Raw genomic sequence first — 17,577 nt, 5'->3', positions numbered from 1 at the left:
TGTCTCTATTTAAAGAGGGTCGCAGCACGGATGCTGCGACTAGAGCTTACAAAAAGGTATTTAGCATACTTCTCACAATAAACCCTCTCTTTTAGTACTCACTAACTAAGATAAAAAGAACTTATACGCCACGTTATTCGATTCATCCTTGTAGGGATAATCCAGTTCATGAAGATGTGCTGCAAAACGTGGCAAGTCTGATTCTTCTAGCTCGAACCCGCAGAGCACACGACCATAATCAGCACCTTGATTTCGGTAGTTGAACATACTGATATTCCAATGAGTGCCAAGCGTACTCAAAAACTTCAATAATGCGCCTGGGTATTCAGGAAACTCAAAGCTGAACAATTTCTCTGTAAGTGCCTTTGAGGGTTTACCACCAATCATATATCGGATATGTAGCTTCGCCATTTCGTTATCAGAGAGGTCGATAACAGGATACCCACCTTCTTTTAGATCATGAACAATACTCTCAAGTTCTTCCTGACCATTTTGCAAGCGTACACCTACGAATATATTGGCTAAACTGGCATCGTTGTACCGATAGTTAAACTCGGTGACGGCTCTCCCACCAATAATCTGACAGAACTTAAAGAATGCTCCAGGTACTTCAGGAATTGTCACGGCTAATAAACCTTCACGTTTTTCGCCAAGCTCGCATCTTTCTGATACATAGCGTAAACCGTGAAAGTTGGTGTTTGCTCCAGATAGGACTGTCGCCAGTTTTTTATCTTTGAGGCCCTGTTGTTCGACAAATTTTTTCAATCCGGCTAAAGCAAGAGCACCGGAAGGTTCAGCAATCGCACGAGTATCTTCAAAGATATCTTTTACAGCAGCACAGATTTCATCGCTAGATACTGCAACATGGCCATCAAGATACTTATTACAGAGTCGAAATGTTTCATCACCAATACGTTTAACGGCAACGCCATCGGCAAACATATTTATTTGGTCGAGAACAACAGGCTCACCAGCATCTAATGCTGCTTTTAGGCAAGATGACTCTTCTGGCTCAACGGCAATAACCTTAATTTCTGGCATTAACTGTTTAACGAGTACGGCGACACCGGCAGCGAGACCGCCGCCACCAACAGGAACAAAGATATAATCCAAATGGCCATTTTGTTGTAGCATTTCCATACCGATGGTTCCTTGGCCTGCAATCACCAACGGATGATCAAAAGGAGGAACAAAAGTATAGTTATTAAGCTCTGCCAATCTTTCTGCTTCTGCTTTTGCCTCATCAAAATTACTGCCATGAAGTACGACTTCACCACCAAAGCTTTTAACCGCTTCAACTTTGATATCTGGGGTTGTAATTGGCATTACAATGATGGCTTTAACGTCTAATTTCTTGCCAGAGAGTGCAATACCTTGAGCGTGGTTACCTGCTGAAGCCGCGATGACACCCGCTTGTTTCTGTGCGTCGGATAGGCTTGAAACCATATTGTAGGCACCGCGTAATTTAAACGAGTGTACGGGTTGTCTATCTTCTCGCTTTATTTGCACCTGGTTTCCAATACGCTCAGAAATTCTAGGCATGTCTTGCAATAAAGTGACGGTTGCGACGTCATAAACTGGGGCTCTAAGGATATGGCGCAGATATTCTGCGCCACTCTTAGGCAGTGTCCCTAACGGATTTTCTGCCATTGAAATTAACCTTCCAATATGGATTTATCACGCACAGCGCCTTTATCCGCACTGGTCGCTAGCATGGCATAGGCTTTAAGTGCCAATGAAACTTTACGTTGGCGGTTTACAGGTTTCCACCCTAACTTTTCTTGCTCCGCTCTACGAGTTTCGAGTTCATCTTTAGCGACGTCTAGGGTGATCGAACGAGCGGGTATATCTATTGTGATGATATCACCTTGATTCACAAGACCGATAATTCCGCCCTGAGCAGCTTCTGGAGAAGCATGACCAATAGATAGTCCAGATGTACCACCAGAGAAGCGACCATCAGTTAGAAGGGCGCACTCTTTGCCTAAGCCCATTGATTTGAGGTAAGTCGTTGGATAAAGCATTTCTTGCATACCCGGACCACCTTTAGGACCTTCGTAACGAATGACAACGACATCGCCTGCTTTCACTTTACCACCAAGGATGCCCTCTACGGCATCTTCTTGGCTTTCAAATACCACCGCTGGACCTTGGAATTTATGATTTTCTTCATCGACACCAGCTGTTTTGACGATACAGCCATCGATAGCGATATTACCTCTAAGTACAGCCAAACCACCTTCTTGACTAAAAGCGTTTTCTTTCGTACGGATACAACCGTCTTCACGGTCGTTATCTAGCGTGTCCCAACGACAATTTTGTGAAAATGCCTCGGTTGTACGAATACCAGCTGGACCTGCACGGAAGAATTTTTTTACCTCTTCTGATTCGGTTTGCATGATGTCGTATTGCGCCAATTGTTCTTTCATTGTCAAGCCAAGAACAGTATTGGTTTGATTGTTGATTAGCCCTGCACGATCAAGCTCCCCAAGTATGGCCATAACACCACCTGCACGGTGCACATCCTCCATATGATATTTTGGAGTAGAAGGTGCAACCTTACAAATATGTGGAACTCGAAGTGACATACGATCAATGTCATCCATATCAAAGGCTATTTCACCTTCTTGCGCAGAGGCTATCAAGTGTAGAACCGTGTTTGTTGAACCACCCATCGCGATATCAAGCGCCATCGCATTTTCAAATGCTTCTTTGGACGCGATATTACGAGGTAAAGCGGAGTCGTCACCTTGTTCATAGTAACGCTTAGTCAACTCGACTACTCGGCGTCCTGCGCTTAAGAATAACTCTTTACGATCAGCATGAGTCGCGAGTAAAGAGCCATTGCCTGGTTGGCTCAAACCAAGAGCTTCAGTCAAACAGTTCATGGAATTTGCTGTGAACATACCAGAGCATGAACCACAAGTCGGGCAGGCACTACGCTCTATTTGCTCACTTTGTTCATCGGATACGGACGGATCCGCACCTTGAATCATGGCATCAACAAGATCGAGTTTGATTATTTGATCAGAAAGTTTGGTTTTCCCCGCTTCCATTGGACCGCCTGATACAAAAATAACAGGGATGTTTAGGCGTAATGCCGCCATCATCATCCCTGGAGTAATTTTGTCACAGTTAGAAATACAAACCATCGCATCGGCACAGTGAGCATTTACCATGTATTCAACAGAATCTGCAATAAGCTCGCGAGAAGGCAGAGAGTAAAGCATTCCGCCGTGACCCATGGCAATACCATCATCAACGGCAATGGTATTGAATTCTTTTGCAATACCACCCGCCGATTCAATTTCTCTTGCGACAAGTTGCCCCATGTCCTTTAAGTGAACATGACCCGGTACAAACTGTGTGAATGAGTTTACGACAGCGATAATTGGCTTACCGAAATCTTCTTCTTTTACGCCTGTAGCACGCCATAAAGCGCGAGCGCCAGCCATGTTGCGTCCATGTGTCGTCGTGGCGCTGCGATATTTATTAGGAGTAGACATTTTACTTAAATTCCTTCTTTACTTGTCTGAACTAACAGAGTTTTCGGGATAGACAAAATCTAACCAACCCCATTTGTCTTCTGTTGTACCGTTGAATAATCCAAAGAATGTGGATTGAATTTTTTCTGTAATAGGGCCGCGTTTGCCTTCACCGACGGTAATCTGGTCAACGCTTCTTACTGGTACTATCTCAGCGGCGGTACCGGTCATAAATATTTCGTCTGCAAGGTATAATGCTTCGCGAGCAATATTTTCTTCTTTGACTTCATAGCCAAGTTCTTTAGCTAAAATCATGATCGAGTCGCGAGTAATTCCGGGCAGGATAGCGCTAGTGGCTGGAGGCGTATGTAAAACACCATTTTTAATAATGAAGATGTTTTCTCCTGCACCTTCAGAAAGGTATCCATCAACACTTAAGGCAATACCTTCTGCATAACCATGACGGCGAGCTTCTCCTCCAACAAGTAAAGAAGAAAGGTAGTTACCGCCTGCTTTAGCCGCCGTTGGAATAGTATTGGGTGCAGCACGATTCCAGCTAGAAATCATTGCGTCAACACCGTTAGCCAATGCCTCTTCTCCTAAATAGGAACCCCATGGGAAAGCGGCAATAATAAGGTCCATTTCCGTATCAGTTGGTGGACAAACACCCAGACCAACGTTGCCAATAAAACCTAGCGGGCGAATGTAAGCGGAGTCTAGCTTGTTGTCTCTCAATGTCACGCGACATGCTTCCATCAACTCATCAACAGAGTATTTAATAGGAAATCGGTAGATTTTTGCAGAATCTTTTAGGCGCTGCATGTGCTCTTTGTGGCGAAAAACAATCGGTCCATCAGGCGTGTTATAACAACGAATACCTTCAAATACTGAGGTGCCATAGTGCATAGCATGCGTAAGAACATGGACTTTAGCTTCGCCCCAAGGAACCATTTCACCATTAAACCAAATATAATCAGCAGTGTTTGTTGCCATCTTAAAATCCTTCCTTAAATTTTATAAGCACTGAGCATTTCGTCTTTTTTCAGTCTAGAGGTATGTACGTTAGTGACATCCCAAAGTTTTTCAACTTGATTTGTAATCAACGTAATAGGACGGTCACTGTCAACGACAAGTTCTATTTGAGCAACTTTACTCTCATGATTTTGTGTCGCAAGTATTTGCTTGATGGTAAAACCTCGGTGTCTTACCACTCTAAGTATGCGTTCAACCAAAACAGGTTTATCGTTGGCTTCTATTTTTAATAGGTATCTGTCCATTAGGTATTCTCCAACATATCTTGATTTGCCGCGCCCGGTGGAACAAGTGGCCATACGTTTTCATCTTCATCGATAAGAACATGAAGTAGATAAGCGGTCTCACTTTCTAGCATTTCTTTTAGGGCCGGCTCTACTTCTGCTTTCGTTGTAATGGTTTTTCCTGGGATACCAAATGCAGCTGCGAGTGCTTGGAAATCTGGGTTATCATCTAGAATGGTTTCACTGTGGCGACCATCAAAAAAGAGTGATTGCCATTGACGAACCATACCTAAACGATGGTTGTTAAGTAGAACCATCTTGACGGCTACTTGCTTTCTTTTTATCGTGCCTAGCTCTTGAATATTCATCATAAAAGAGCCATCACCAGTGATCAATATAGATTGATCGTCAGGTCGAGCAATCTTTGCTCCAATAGCAGCTGGAAGGCCAAAGCCCATAGTGCCGAGACCAGCAGAGGTTATATAGTTTTCTGGTTTACGTGGTTGCATATGTTGCGCCGCCCACATTTGATGTTGGCCAACATCGGTAGACACTATAGAGCTGTCAGGCATTGAGTCTGAAAGTTGCTTTAATAGTAGAGGCGCATAGATAAGCTCTCCGGGATGGTCATAGCGCCATTTGAACTCTTTTCTTAAATTAGATGTTTGTTTAAGCCATGGAGATATATCTTGTTCAAGCGCAAGTTGTGGAAGAATAACGTTGATATCACCTTGCAGTGATGCATTTGAGCGGCGCAGCTTGTTAAATTCTGCTGCATCAATATCGATATGAATGACTCTCGCATCTGGGGCAAACGAATCTAATCGGCCAGTCACTCTATCGTCGAAACGGGCACCAACCACGATTAATAGATCGGACTCTTGAACGATTAGATTGGCGGCTTTCGTTCCATGCATTCCAACCATTCCTAGGTAATTAGGATCGTGACGCTCGACGCTACCCAAGCCTTTTAAAGTACTCACTGTCGGGATTGGATTGTTAATAAGAAATTGTCGCACCGTATCCGTCGCTTTAGCTATTTGAACGCCCCCACCAATGTAAAGAACGGGTTTATCCGCTTTATTAAGCAGGCTTTGCGCTTTTTCTAGCGCTTTGGGATCGGCCACTGGAATTGCGGGTGGTTCGATAAATGGAAGAAGATGAGTCGGAGCTTCAGCTAACTGGACATCTTTAGCAATATCGACCACAACCGGTCCAGGCCTACCCGACTTTGCTACCTCAAAGGCTTCAGCCAACGTTGGCGCTAAGTCATCGATGTCGGTAACTAAGTAACTGTGTTTGGAACAAGCTAAAGATATACCAATAACGTCTATTTCTTGGAATGCATCTGTACCAATGAGTGGGCTAGCAACCTGACCAGTAATGGCAACGAGTGGCACAGAATCTAAAAGTGCATCAGCTAAACCTGTCACGAGGTTTGTCGCTCCGGGGCCAGATGTGGCTAGGCAGACAGCAACATCTTGTGTTGCTCGTGCCATACCAATGGCAGCCATTGCAGCACCTTGTTCATGTCTGCAAAGTACATGCTCAACGCCACCATCATAAAGGGCATCATAAATTGGCATGATGGCGCCACCTGGGTATCCAAATACTGTGGTTATACCTTGCTGTTTAAGGGCCGCTACTACCAAGTCGGATCCGTTCATTCATGCCTCCAGCTTGTTTGCGTTGCTCTCAACGCTAATTTAATTGTGCACATACAGTGCTCCTATACTTCCGGTTTTGCTAAATGTAAGCCAAAGTTTGTTGTATTGAATAGTAAAAAACCCCCGAACTTTTCAGTGCGGGGGTTTTTTTTAACTCTTGTTATTTTGTTCCGCTTATACGCCCCCGCGCGGTGTCAATAATGACCACGATAATCAGGATAATGAGCACATTTATGTGAGCGGATAATTTCATTTGTTGTCTATTTTTCTAGCGAATGTGTTTGCATCTCTAGTGGTAACATAATTTGTTGTTAGCTGACAAGGAAAAATTCAGTCTTTTTCCATATTTATTTAGCCTAAATGCACGCTATATAGTGTGAACTATAAGTAATTTTTTGATTTTAAATAATTATAAGGATAGATATGGTATTGGCGGTCATTCACAGCCGAGCAAGTGTTGGGGTAGACGCTCCTCCTGTCACTGTTGAGGTGCATATAAGCAATGGTATGCCAGGTTTTACACTTGTTGGCTTGCCTGAAACCACCGTAAAAGAGTCTAGGGATCGAGTTAGAAGCGCGATAATTAACTCAAATTTTGAGTACCCGAGCAAAAAGATCACAGTAAACCTTGCTCCTGCTGATTTACCTAAAGAGGGGGGACGATTTGATTTACCTATCGCGCTAGGGATCCTCGCGGCGGCTGAACAGATAGCCGTTGATAAACTTAGCGAATATGAGTTTGTTGGTGAGTTAGCGCTTTCTGGGGCGTTACGCCCGGTCAAAGGTGTATTGCCTGCAGCGTTGGCGGCCAATAAAATTCAACGATGCTTAGTTGTACCTGAAGAAAATGGAGATCAAGCGGCATTGGTTGGCAAAGAGAGGCATAAATCCGCTGCAAGTTTGTTGGAGGTGTGTTCGGCGTTATGCGGGCAAGATAACTTGTCTTTATTTCAGGTAGAAAGGTCCGAAGATAAGTGGGTGCACAGCCGAGATTTACAAGATGTCATTGGTCAGCAACAGGGAAAGAGAGCATTGGAGATAGCTGCGGCAGGTGGACATAATCTTCTTTTTCTCGGTCCGCCAGGCACAGGAAAAACCATGCTAGCCTCTCGACTTTGTGACTTACTGCCTGAAATGAGTGATGACGAAGCGCTCGAAACGGCCTCTGTGGCTTCTTTAACGGAGCAAGACATAAATAAGTTTAATTGGAAGAAAAGACCTTTTCGGTCTCCTCATCATTCATCTTCTATGGCGGCCTTAGTTGGTGGTGGTTCGATTCCTCGTCCAGGTGAGATTTCCTTGGCACATAATGGATTGTTGTTCCTTGACGAAATGCCTGAATTTGAAAGAAAGGTGTTGGACTCAATGAGAGAGCCACTAGAGTCTGGAGAGATTGTTATCTCTAGAGCGGCGGGAAAGACCCGTTTTCCAGCTCGATTCCAGCTCGTTGGAGCACTGAATCCAAGTCCCACAGGTTATTATGATGGCGATAAGGCTCGGATAAACCCTCAGGTAGTACTTCGTTATCTGAGTCGGCTGTCGGGGCCTCTATTGGATAGGTTTGATATGTCATTAGAGATCCCTTTATTGCCGAAAGGAATGCTAGCGGAAGGTGGAGATAGAGGAGAAACTACCCATGTTATAAAGGGTAGGGTAGAAGAAGCCCGAGCGTATATGTTAAGAAGATCAGGAAAAATAAATGCACTTCTAACAAGTAGAGAAATAGAGAAATTTTGTATTTTGGACAAACAAGACGCCGAGTTTTTAGAAGATGCGCTACATAGGTTAGGGTTATCAATACGTGCATATCATCGAATAATAAAGGTTGCTCGTACTATCGCTGATTTGGAGTCGAATGAACTAATTAGTCGAGCACACTTAGCTGAAGCGCTGGGGTACCGTTCTATGGATAGGTTATTGAAATTATTAAACGCTCAGGTGATCTAGGATATGGCCAGAATGGCCATCACGTTTACGAATATGGGTTGTAAACGGAGCATTTAAGCTCCGTTTCTAATTTGACGCCTATAGCGCAAGTAGATAATTAACTAAGTCAAAATACTCGTCGTAGTTTTTAATCCCATCTGTTTTAACAATATAACGATTGTTGACAACAACCCCTGGAACTCCGCTTAACTTAACGGCTTTAAATTGTTTATCAAAACGTTTCTGCATAGAATCAATGGCAAATCCCTTGTATGCAGAATCAAATTTCTTTGCGTCTACACCATTGTCGATAAACATTTGGCGTATTTCTTTTTCTGTCTTGGGTGGAGTTCGAAGTTTGTGTATTTGGTTGAACATGTAAGGAACCATTTTATCTTCAACTTTTAATACGATCATGCTTGCATAAGCCTTAGCCATTGGAACGCCCATGTTGCCACCCATAAAGGAAACATGTACTTTTTGAAATTTGGCGTTCTTGGGTAATTTTGTTTTAAGCTGCTGAATTACGGGTTCAAAATTATTACAGTGCCCACAAAAGAAAGAGAAGTACTCGGTGACTGTTGGAGTAGAAGTCTTTTCCAAGTCTAATACTTCATAGTGCGTTCCTTCATTAAACTGAGCGGCTTGTATTGATGTGCTTAATATCAGGGTAGCGAGTAACATAAATAATTTTTTCATTTGAACTTTGACTCCATCTGTCGTTATTTTTTTAATTTTTATATTACCATTGAGGCATTAGTGAAAGTGGGGGTTCTTGTAGAACCGATATCTGTTCTTTAAATCCAAGCACTTGGTTTTCCCAATATTTTGGGTCGCCAAACCAAGGAAAAGCGAGTGGAAATGCTGGATCTTGCCACCTTTTTGCGAGCCAAGCCATATAGTGTACCATTCGCAATCCACGTAATGGTTCAATAAGTTTCAGCTCTGACGGATTAAAATCGCAAAATTCCTCATAGCCTTCAAGTAATATATCTAATTGAGCAAGTCGGTCATGTCTATCGCCGTTTAGAAGCATCCATAAGTCTTGTACTGCAGGACCATTGCGAGCATCGTCTAAATCGACAAACATTGGTCCATCCCGCCATAAAATATTACCAGGATGGCAGTCGCCATGTAAGCGAATTGAGGTGAAATCGTCATTCCAATTGTCTTCAATACGCGCGATTAATAAATCGAGGTCGCTAAAGAAACTATTTTCTAAATGAGGCGGTATAAAAGTAGATTGCTGTAAAAGCTTACGGGGTTGGTAAAGGTATTCATCTAAGCCGAGACTTGGTCTATGAATAAAAGTTTGTTTTTTACCGATATTGTGAATCCTACCCATAAAGCGACCAACCCATTCAAGGTGATTCGCATTATCAACTTCAAACTGTCGTCCTCCTACACTGACAAATAAGGTGAAATGATAACCTTTGTATTCATGAAGCGTGCGTCCATTAATAATGCAAGGAGGCGCGACAGGGAGTTCCTGTTCAAGTAGTTCTAACGTAAAGTCGTGTTCTTCTTGGATCTGCTCTGTCGTCCATCTTTGTGGGCGATAAAACTTAACCACGTAACGCTGTTTTTCTTCATCCACGAATTGATATACACGGTTTTCATAACTATTTAGTGCAAGCAAACCTGATTCAGCTCTTATTCCAATGCTTTCTATTGCGTACCACATGAAGTCTGGTGTAAGAGCATCAAAATTGAATGCAGTGTCTTTTGAAATGTCTGTATTGTTAGAATCGATAGTCATAAATGGATCCAGAAATAAAAAAGGGCCCTTTAGAGCCCTTTTTCTAATTGTTTTGCTAAGTTACAGTTTTTTAACAAACCTGCTCTCAACTTCGACAGTAAATTGGTTACTATCGGTGAGTATAAACTGAATCGTAGCAACAGGAGAGCTTAAGTTTTCAGTTGCTACTCCTAAGCTTATTGGTAAGTTGACAACTTCACCCGGTTGGACTTGAATGGTTTGGTTTCCGTACCAAGTAATATCATTTAGACCCGTTACATCCAGAGAGTAGTTCTGTAGTTGCTGAGTCTTGTTTATTATTTTTAGATTATAGGTGTTTTCGACATAACCTTCGGAATTGACTTTAAATAGTTGGTTTCTGTCTCTTAATACACTCATTCCAGCGGGTTCTACACTGGCAATTTGAAGGGCAAACAAGACAAGCATTAACACCATGATACCGCCGTAACCTATTAGTTTCGGTCGCATTACTTTTGTTTGTTTACCAGATAATTTATGCTCTGAGGTATAACTGATTAAATTCTTTTCATAACCCATACGATCCATTGTTTGATTACAAATATCAATACATGCACCACAGTTGATACATTCATATTGAAGCCCATCACGTATATCAATGCCTGTTGGGCAAACTTGAACACACAAATCACAATCAATGCAGTCACCTAATCCCAGTTTTTTCGGATCAGCCTTACGTGGACGAGGGCCTCTAGATTCTCCTCGTTCTTGGTTATAACCGACAATAAAAGTATCTTTATCAAACATTGCAGATTGGAAGCGAGCGTAAGGACACATGTGGATACAGACAATAGATCGCATCCAAGCTGCATTTGCGTAAGTACATACCGCAAAAAACACAACCCAAAAACCAGCCCAGAACGTCGTATTTAGCGTTAAGAAGTCGACTACAAGATCTTTTATCGGGACAAAGTACCCAACGAAAGTAAATCCAGTAACAAGGGCAATACCAAGCCAAGCTATATGTTTGATGGTTTTTCGCAGCAGAAGGTTTGATGTCATCTTACCGCCATCTTGTTTCCGTCTTTTATTTGCCGCCCCCTCCAGTTTTTCTTCAAACCAGATATACATAAATGTCCATACAGTTTGGGGACAAAGGTAACCACACCATACTCGGCCTAAAAATGTCGTAATAAAAAACAGGCCAAATGCCGCTATCATGAACAAGAGTGCAAGCAAGGTTAAATCTTGTGGGTATAAGGTGGTACCAAAAAAATTGAATTGTTGATTGCCAATATCAAGCAATATAGCTTGTCTTTCACCGTATGGTATCCAAGGAACCAATCCGAATAATAGGAGTAAGAACCAAGCGCCATAGCGTCTTAATTTTTGAAAGGTTCCTTTGCTTTCTCGTACATAAATACCATCACTAGGATTAAATCTATCTTTTTTTCCCTTATGTGTTTTAGGGTTAAATATTTTGGGAGTCACATCTTTTATGTCTATTTTATCTTGACTCATGAATGTTCCTTTTTGGGCTTTTGATTAAGCGATACGTACTTATATGACATTACTTTTTATGCTTTTAGTATTTATTAGACGACGATTATATATCCCTTAACAAATCGGTTTCTTTATTGATGTCTATTTTTAACAAAAATTGTGATCTAGAAACAAAAAAGCGACACACTTGTGTCGCTCTACATTCTTCATTCCAGTTGACCTATTTAATTATTCCACGGGCCTTTAATATCGCTGTTTTGAAGTCATTTTCCTGATCTTTGGCAAGGCCGGGTATCATCTCATTTTTGTTGCTGTTTCTCATCTTAAGGTGATAGATCAAAACATCATCGGTGAGATCGTCCAATTTACCGTTATAGCCTGCTTCTTTACATAGTTTAAGGATAAATGGAATCAGATTGGTCTCTGGGTCTTTTTGCCATTCAGGGTGAAGTAACTCAATTACCTCATTAACTCGGTGACACTTCATGATTTCTCCACAACTTTTTTATTGATGTACAGTGCACGTTATCAAATAGAGTGGAAAGAAAAAAGCGCAGAGATTAAGACTGCGCTTTTTTATTATGCCGCTTGGATGATTTGTTGATCATGCTGCTTACTGATTGCTTTTTTTTCTACCAAACTCTTTGCAGAGGTTGGAGCTTTAGCCATCGGTGCTGAAACAGCTCCACAGCGACGTAGAGACACGCTTCTAGTGGTGCGTGAAAACCTGACGGATGTTGGTCGCATCAAAATACCTAACAGTCAGGCAACTCCTTTGCCAAGTTAATGGCCTGATTATCTACGAGATAAATCTCTTTGGTGTAAACCATTCCAACAAATAATCAGGAATAACAATATGCGTTGCATATCGTTATAAATAATATCACCCAGATAGGATCTTATCGAGATATGGTTCAAAAAATAGTTGTTTTTTTAAACACTAATTAGTTGTAAAGAGTGTGGTTAGTTCTATTTTGCTATTTTGTGGTGAGTTTTTTTGGTCTAGAGTGGTTAGTATGAATAAGATGTCTTCTAAAGGAGTAAGGCAATGTCGTTTCTTAAAAAAACTTTAGCCAGTTTCGGTGTTGGTTCAGCGAGAGTTGACTCAATCTTACAGCAAGAATTCCTAATTCCAGGTGAAAAGGCGAAGATTGTAATCGAGGTCTATGGTGGTTCCACCCCTCAGGATATCGATAATATAGATCTGAAAATCTATTGTCGATATATCGACGAAGTTCCTGCAGATAATGATAAAAGTAAAAGTGATAACTATGTGGGAAGAATGAGGCGTGTTCCCCGTGATTATGTATTGGCGAGCTGGAAGCTTCCTTATTCTTTTACTATTGAGTCTGGGCAACAAAGGAGCTTTGATATTGAGCTAGATTTACCTGCTAATACTCCGGTAACAATAGGAGATACCAAAGTTTGGTTGGAAACAGGATTAGATATTTCCTTGGCTAAAGATCCTACTGATAAGGATATTTTAACGGTAAGGCCAACCCCTGTTTTGGATGGTGTATTTACTGCTCTTGAAGAAGAAGGTTTGCGTATTCGGCAGGTGGAGTGTGAAGCGACGAAAGGGTTTGCTCTCCCTTTCGTTCAAGAATTCGAACTCGTGCCTACTACGGGTCAGTTTCATGGTCGATGGAGAGAGTTGGAAATTGTGGCTTATCAGCATGATGATGCACTTGAACTTTGGTTTGAGGTGGATCGTCAGAAGCAAGGGTTGGGAGGTATGCTTTCGAACCTTTTAGGTGCAGGAAAAATAAAGAGAAATTTATTGATACCTAAAGGTACAGAAGGCAGTGAAGCCGGTAAGCAGGTTATAGAGTATTTGGTTTCGACGAGTTAAATATTGTCTCAATTATCAAACAATGCAAATAATTTCAGCTTACACGTGTAAGCTTAATGTGACATACTTCTGTTTCTTAGCTCTATGAGGAAGTTGAAGTATGTCGACTAAACCAGAAAATGAATACAGTGTATGGGAGGAGATCGCTAATGGTGTGTCTCATGGTCTCGGGGTCATTTTTGGTGTCGTTGGATCCTATTTTCTAGTAACAAAAGCTGTTGAGAACAATGCAGATACGTTAACGATAATCAGCATGAGTCTTTATGGTACCAGCGTTATTGTACTTTTTTTGGCCTCAACGTTGTATCACTCTATCCCGTATCAAAAAACCAAGCGAGCACTTAAGACTTTTGATCATTGTGCTATTTATGTACTCATTGCTGGCAGTTATACACCCTTCTTATTAGTGAGTTTAAGAACCCCATTAGCGATTGGATTAATGGCTGTTATTTGGTCGATAGCTTTGTTTGGGATTATCTTTAAGTTTGCCTTTATCTATCGATTTGAAAAACTGTCTCTTTGGATTTACCTTACGATGGGATGGTTATCGCTAATTGTAATTTATCAACTAGCGATGAATATCGATATAGGTGGATTAGCGCTATTGGCTGTTGGAGGAGTGGTCTATTCGTTAGGCGTTATTTTTTATGTGGCTAAAAAAATACCATTTAATCACGCCATTTGGCATGGTTTTGTATTGGCTGGGTGTGTATGTCATTTCCTTTCTATCTACTATTATGTCGATCCAAGTTAGCGAAATTCAACGGAAATAATCTTACTCGTCATTTGGTATTGTGGTTGTTCTGGAAGTTCAATTTTTAGTTCTTTACCTAATTTTGACTCATCTGGTCTGAGATAGGTATCAGACATCCTCTTAACGGATTGCCAAATAGCTTTGTTGTCTTTTATTAATGCTTTACCGGCAGAATCAAAAACTTGGTATTCAAGTTCAATTAGAATTATTGATGATGAACCCTGATTTGTTATTGATGTAGGTATTGTTAGTTTCCCTTCGCTATAGGTTGCTTTACCAAGTAAAACATCAACACCACTGTCAGACAGTTGTAGTGTATTTTTATTGCTATTTGGAACTATTGTTGTGGCCGTGATTTTCTTTACAGGAATGAGGGCTACTGAACCTTCCTCAATATTATTTTGCTTAGGTACTGATTTTATATCTTCACTATAGTGCCATGTAAAGTCATCGTTAAGTTGTACTTGTCTACCATCCGGTAGGGTTAGATTTTGAGAACCAAACACAGGGCTGGTTCCCAATATAGCGATTATCAATAAGAGTTGTTTCATTTATAAGCCTTAGTTTACGTGCGCCAAAAAGCGGGAAAGAAGAGTACAAGAATAGTGAGTATTTCTAGTCGTCCCATTAACATTCCTAATCCGAGTATCCATTTTGCCAAGTCAGGCAACGGCGCAAAATTTCCAGTAGGTCCGATTATGTCCCCCATGCCTGGGCCGACATTAGCAACGGCAGTAATAGAACCTGAAATGCTTGTGATGGGATCTAACCCTATGGCGGATAAAGAGCCTGCAATAATGATTATTGTGGCAAAAAAGGTGATACCAAATGCGACCATTGAGCGAACGATATCGTCACTTACAGGGCGTTTATTGTAACGTTGTACAAATATACCGGATGGATGGATCAACTTTAGCATTTGTTTGTTGAATAGCGTCATCGCAATTTGGAACCGAAATATTTTGATACCACCAGAGGTAGACCCGGAGCATGCGCCTACTAACATTAAAAAAGCAAAGAGAACGGTAGGTAGTCCTCCCCATGCCGTAAAATCTTCTAACCCATAACCAGTGGTTGTGATAATAGAGACAATATTGAACATGGATACACGAATAGCATCCGATGTAGTGTAGCCGTTATGTACAATTAACCAACTGGCTATCACCGCACTAGCGATGATAAATAACAAGGCAAATCCACGAACTTGAGCATCGAGATAAAGGGCGGTAAAGGTTTTGTTTCGTAATACGCTAACAAAGAGCAGAAAAGGTAAGCCACCGAGAAACATAAATAATGTCGCAACCCAATGAGCGCCATTAGAAAAATGGTTCATTGAGCCATCTGATGTTGAGTAACCACCTGTGGATAGTGTCGTAAACCCATGATTTACCGCATCAAAGAAGCCCATACCAGTGATTAAGTAACCAAGAATGCAGGCTGCCGTTAGTGAAAGATAAACAGCAACAATATTTTTTGCGACGGTTTTTGCTCTAGGTGAACTTTTATCAGACCAATCGGATGATTCTGTCTGGAATAGTCTCATACCACCAACATTTAACATTGGCAAGACTGCTACCGCCATGACAATGAAACCAATTCCTCCTAACCATTGAAGGGTTGAGCGCCATAACAATATACTTGGTGCCATATTGTCTAGGCCACTTAAAACGGTAGAGCCTGTTGTTGTAATGCCAGACATCGTCTCAAAATAAGCATCCGTGAAGCTGATATGGTTAATAAACACAAAGGGGAGTGCTGCAAATACGCTCGCTATCATCCAAACCAAGGATGTGATTAGAAACATATCTCTTACGCCAAGGCGGAAATGTTCGGTTTTACCGAGTGAAATACATAGAAATGCAGCGATATGCGTGATGACAACCGCTTTGCCAAACTCGAGAAAACCGTCAGTACCAGAAAAGAAAGCGACCAATGTTGGAATGTACATAAACAGGGCTAGTTTGGATAATACTAACCCTATAACAAACATAATCGGACGAAAGTTAACCATGATAAACGCGTAGCCTAGTTATAAAAAGAACGGGCTAGGTTGGAAAAGCAGTTCAACGTCAGGAACATACTTTTTATCCACAAGAAACATAACAACATGATCATCTTGCTCTATCACCGTTTTGTCATGAGCAATCATTACTTCTTCGCCACGGACAATTGCGCCTATTGTGGTACCAGGAGGTAGTTTTAATTGACCGATTGGTCTGCCAACAACCTTTGATGTGGTTTCATCACCGTGCGCAATGGCTTCAATGGCTTCTGCTGCTCCGCGTCTTAATGAAGATACGTTAACAATATCAGCACGTCTTACATGAGTTAATAGAGCAGAAATAGTGGCCTGTTGAGGTGAAATGGCCACATCAATATTGCCTCCCTGAACGAGGTCAACATAAGCGCCACGTTGGATGAGTACCATTACTTTTTTTGCACCCATACGCTTTGCTAACATGGCAGACATAATGTTGGTTTCGTCTTCATTAGTTAACGCGATGAAAACATCCACTTGATCAATATTTTCTTCAATCAGCAGCTCTTGGTCGGCAGCGTCACCACAAAAGACGATGGTTTTTTCTAGTTCTTCCGATAATTTTTCTGCTCGAGCTAAACTGCGTTCGATTAGTTTCACACTGTAATCGAACTCTAATCGTTTCGCTAATGAAGAGCCGATATTACCTCCACCAACGATCATAATACGTCTGTAAGGTTTCTCGAGTCTTTGTAGTTCACTCATAATAGAACGAATATGATAGCTATCCGCTACGAAGAATACTTCATCGTCCGCTTCTATTATTGTCGTACCTTGAGGTCTGATAGGTCGACCTTGTCTGAAAATAGCGGCGACACGCGTATCTATATGAGGCATGTGATCACGCAGAGTGGAAAGTGCGTTACCAACGAGAGGGCCACCATAATAGGCTTTAACTGCCACCAAACTTACTTTCTTATCAGCAAAACTGACAACTTGCAGCGCGCCAGGGTACTGAATTAGACGCTCGATGTAACTAGTCACGAGCTCTTCAGGAGCAATTAAGTGATCAACTGGCACAGCGCCAGAGTGGAAGAGTGTCTCTTTCTCTTTCAAATATTCAGGAGAACGAATACGAGCGATTCGATTAGGTGTATTAAAAATAGTGAATGCAATCTGACAAGCCGCCATATTGGTTTCGTCAGAGTTGGTCACAGCCACTAACATGTCCGCATCTTGGGCACCGGCTTCGCGTAACGTGTTCGGGTGACTGGCGTGTCCATTGACTACTCGTAAATCGTATTTATCTTGAAGCTCCCTTAAGCGATCACTGTTTTTGTCTACGATGGTGATATCGTTATTTTCACCCACTAAATTTTCAGCGAGTGTGCCACCAACCTGACCTGCTCCAAGAATAATGATTTTCATAACTGTGCCAT

Annotated in this window: 16 protein-coding genes; 3 read left to right on the top strand and 13 right to left on the bottom strand. The window is 41.7% G+C overall.

Going from position 1 to position 17,577, the window contains the following annotated elements; translation table 11 throughout:
• Positions 1-105 precede the first annotated feature (105 nt).
• Genes ilvA through ilvG form a run of 5 tightly spaced genes read right to left on the bottom strand, consistent with a single transcriptional unit; the run spans position 106 to position 6,408 of the window.
• On the bottom strand, positions 106-1,650 hold the full coding sequence (ilvA, locus tag L3V77_RS17210) for a threonine ammonia-lyase, biosynthetic (protein WP_275135190.1): 1,545 nt from the start codon (positions 1,648-1,650) through the stop codon (positions 106-108).
• 5 nt (positions 1,651-1,655) lie between these two features.
• The gene (ilvD, locus tag L3V77_RS17205) at positions 1,656-3,506 is read right to left on the bottom strand and encodes a dihydroxy-acid dehydratase (protein ID WP_275135189.1); all 1,851 of its coding nucleotides are present in this window, start codon (positions 3,504-3,506) and stop codon (positions 1,656-1,658) included.
• A gap of 18 nt (positions 3,507-3,524) precedes the next feature.
• Positions 3,525-4,478, bottom strand: coding sequence for a branched-chain amino acid transaminase (locus L3V77_RS17200; RefSeq protein WP_275135188.1), 954 nt, complete (start codon positions 4,476-4,478; stop codon positions 3,525-3,527).
• A gap of 14 nt (positions 4,479-4,492) precedes the next feature.
• Complete coding sequence (gene ilvM, locus L3V77_RS17195; RefSeq protein ID WP_195704724.1) at positions 4,493-4,762, bottom strand: acetolactate synthase 2 small subunit; 270 nt, start codon at positions 4,760-4,762, stop codon at positions 4,493-4,495.
• Complete coding sequence (gene ilvG, locus L3V77_RS17190) at positions 4,762-6,408, bottom strand: acetolactate synthase 2 catalytic subunit (protein ID WP_275135187.1); 1,647 nt, start codon at positions 6,406-6,408, stop codon at positions 4,762-4,764. Before ilvG ends, ilvM begins: the two co-directional genes overlap by 1 nt.
• 423 nt (positions 6,409-6,831) lie before the next feature.
• Between ilvG and L3V77_RS17185 the strand changes: the two genes are divergently transcribed.
• Positions 6,832-8,355 (top strand): YifB family Mg chelatase-like AAA ATPase, encoded by a 1,524-nt coding sequence (locus tag L3V77_RS17185; RefSeq protein ID WP_275135186.1) that lies wholly within the window; start codon positions 6,832-6,834, stop codon positions 8,353-8,355.
• Positions 8,356-8,433: 78 nt separating this feature from the next.
• Here the strand turns inward: L3V77_RS17185 and L3V77_RS17180 are convergent, their stop codons facing one another.
• From L3V77_RS17180 to L3V77_RS17160, 5 genes are all read right to left on the bottom strand, one after another.
• Positions 8,434-9,033: a thiol:disulfide interchange protein DsbA/DsbL gene (locus tag L3V77_RS17180; RefSeq protein WP_275135185.1), complete on the bottom strand. Its 600-nt coding sequence runs from the start codon at positions 9,031-9,033 to the stop codon at positions 8,434-8,436.
• Between the two features lie 43 nt (positions 9,034-9,076).
• On the bottom strand, positions 9,077-10,093 hold the full coding sequence (locus tag L3V77_RS17175) for a serine/threonine protein kinase (protein ID WP_275135184.1): 1,017 nt from the start codon (positions 10,091-10,093) through the stop codon (positions 9,077-9,079).
• A gap of 60 nt (positions 10,094-10,153) precedes the next feature.
• Positions 10,154-11,572, bottom strand: coding sequence for a cytochrome c oxidase accessory protein CcoG (gene ccoG, locus L3V77_RS17170; protein WP_275135183.1), 1,419 nt, complete (start codon positions 11,570-11,572; stop codon positions 10,154-10,156).
• A 202-nt stretch (positions 11,573-11,774) separates the two neighbouring features.
• Positions 11,775-12,041, bottom strand: a complete 267-nt coding sequence (locus L3V77_RS17165) for a YihD family protein (protein ID WP_195704718.1) — start codon at positions 12,039-12,041, stop codon at positions 11,775-11,777.
• 92 nt (positions 12,042-12,133) lie between these two features.
• Positions 12,134-12,301, bottom strand: a complete 168-nt coding sequence (locus tag L3V77_RS17160; protein WP_195704717.1) for a hypothetical protein — start codon at positions 12,299-12,301, stop codon at positions 12,134-12,136.
• A gap of 301 nt (positions 12,302-12,602) precedes the next feature.
• On the opposite strand from L3V77_RS17160, the gene L3V77_RS17155 reads away from it, so the two are divergent.
• Positions 12,603-13,406 carry a sporulation protein gene (locus L3V77_RS17155; protein WP_275135182.1) on the top strand — a complete coding sequence of 268 codons (804 nt, stop codon included), beginning with the start codon at positions 12,603-12,605 and terminating at the stop codon, positions 13,404-13,406.
• A gap of 100 nt (positions 13,407-13,506) precedes the next feature.
• Complete coding sequence (locus L3V77_RS17150) at positions 13,507-14,160, top strand: hemolysin III family protein (protein WP_275135181.1); 654 nt, start codon at positions 13,507-13,509, stop codon at positions 14,158-14,160.
• Here L3V77_RS17150 and L3V77_RS17145 read toward each other — a convergent pair.
• From L3V77_RS17145 to trkA, 3 genes are read right to left on the bottom strand one after another with little or no spacing between them, the layout of a single operon-like run.
• A complete protein-coding gene (locus tag L3V77_RS17145) occupies positions 14,157-14,711 on the bottom strand; it encodes a DUF3157 family protein (RefSeq protein ID WP_275135180.1) in 555 nt (184 codons plus the stop codon). The genes L3V77_RS17150 and L3V77_RS17145 overlap by 4 nt on opposite strands.
• Positions 14,712-14,725: 14 nt before the next feature.
• Positions 14,726-16,171: a TrkH family potassium uptake protein gene (locus L3V77_RS17140; RefSeq protein ID WP_275135179.1), complete on the bottom strand. Its 1,446-nt coding sequence runs from the start codon at positions 16,169-16,171 to the stop codon at positions 14,726-14,728.
• An 18-nt stretch (positions 16,172-16,189) separates the two neighbouring features.
• Positions 16,190-17,566, bottom strand: coding sequence for a Trk system potassium transporter TrkA (gene trkA / locus L3V77_RS17135; RefSeq protein ID WP_275135178.1), 1,377 nt, complete (start codon positions 17,564-17,566; stop codon positions 16,190-16,192).
• Positions 17,567-17,577 lie beyond the last annotated feature (11 nt).

The sequence above is a fragment of the Vibrio sp. DW001 genome (genome assembly GCF_029016285.1).
Taxonomy (GTDB): Bacteria; Pseudomonadota; Gammaproteobacteria; order Enterobacterales; family Vibrionaceae; genus Vibrio.
Note: the sequence above shows the minus strand (reverse complement) of the source record. Positions and strands in the feature narration are given on the sequence as shown.

Excerpts from the sequence above, each read along its gene's own strand:
- ilvA (WP_275135190.1), bottom strand. The coding sequence starts at position 1,650 with ATGGCAGAAAATCCGTTAGGGACACTGCCTAAGAGTGGCGCAGAATAT.
- ilvD (WP_275135189.1), bottom strand. The coding sequence starts at position 3,506 with ATGTCTACTCCTAATAAATATCGCAGCGCCACGACGACACATGGACGC.
- L3V77_RS17200 (WP_275135188.1), bottom strand. The coding sequence starts at position 4,478 with ATGGCAACAAACACTGCTGATTATATTTGGTTTAATGGTGAAATGGTT.
- ilvM (WP_195704724.1), bottom strand. The coding sequence starts at position 4,762 with ATGGACAGATACCTATTAAAAATAGAAGCCAACGATAAACCTGTTTTG.
- ilvG (WP_275135187.1), bottom strand. The coding sequence starts at position 6,408 with ATGAACGGATCCGACTTGGTAGTAGCGGCCCTTAAACAGCAAGGTATA.
- L3V77_RS17185 (WP_275135186.1), top strand. The coding sequence starts at position 6,832 with ATGGTATTGGCGGTCATTCACAGCCGAGCAAGTGTTGGGGTAGACGCT.
- L3V77_RS17180 (WP_275135185.1), bottom strand. The coding sequence starts at position 9,033 with ATGAAAAAATTATTTATGTTACTCGCTACCCTGATATTAAGCACATCA.
- L3V77_RS17175 (WP_275135184.1), bottom strand. The coding sequence starts at position 10,093 with ATGACTATCGATTCTAACAATACAGACATTTCAAAAGACACTGCATTC.
- ccoG (WP_275135183.1), bottom strand. The coding sequence starts at position 11,572 with ATGAGTCAAGATAAAATAGACATAAAAGATGTGACTCCCAAAATATTT.
- L3V77_RS17165 (WP_195704718.1), bottom strand. The coding sequence starts at position 12,041 with ATGAAGTGTCACCGAGTTAATGAGGTAATTGAGTTACTTCACCCTGAA.
- L3V77_RS17160 (WP_195704717.1), bottom strand. The coding sequence starts at position 12,301 with ATGCGACCAACATCCGTCAGGTTTTCACGCACCACTAGAAGCGTGTCT.
- L3V77_RS17155 (WP_275135182.1), top strand. The coding sequence starts at position 12,603 with ATGTCGTTTCTTAAAAAAACTTTAGCCAGTTTCGGTGTTGGTTCAGCG.
- L3V77_RS17150 (WP_275135181.1), top strand. The coding sequence starts at position 13,507 with ATGTCGACTAAACCAGAAAATGAATACAGTGTATGGGAGGAGATCGCT.
- L3V77_RS17145 (WP_275135180.1), bottom strand. The coding sequence starts at position 14,711 with ATGAAACAACTCTTATTGATAATCGCTATATTGGGAACCAGCCCTGTG.
- L3V77_RS17140 (WP_275135179.1), bottom strand. The coding sequence starts at position 16,171 with ATGGTTAACTTTCGTCCGATTATGTTTGTTATAGGGTTAGTATTATCC.
- trkA (WP_275135178.1), bottom strand. The coding sequence starts at position 17,566 with ATGAAAATCATTATTCTTGGAGCAGGTCAGGTTGGTGGCACACTCGCT.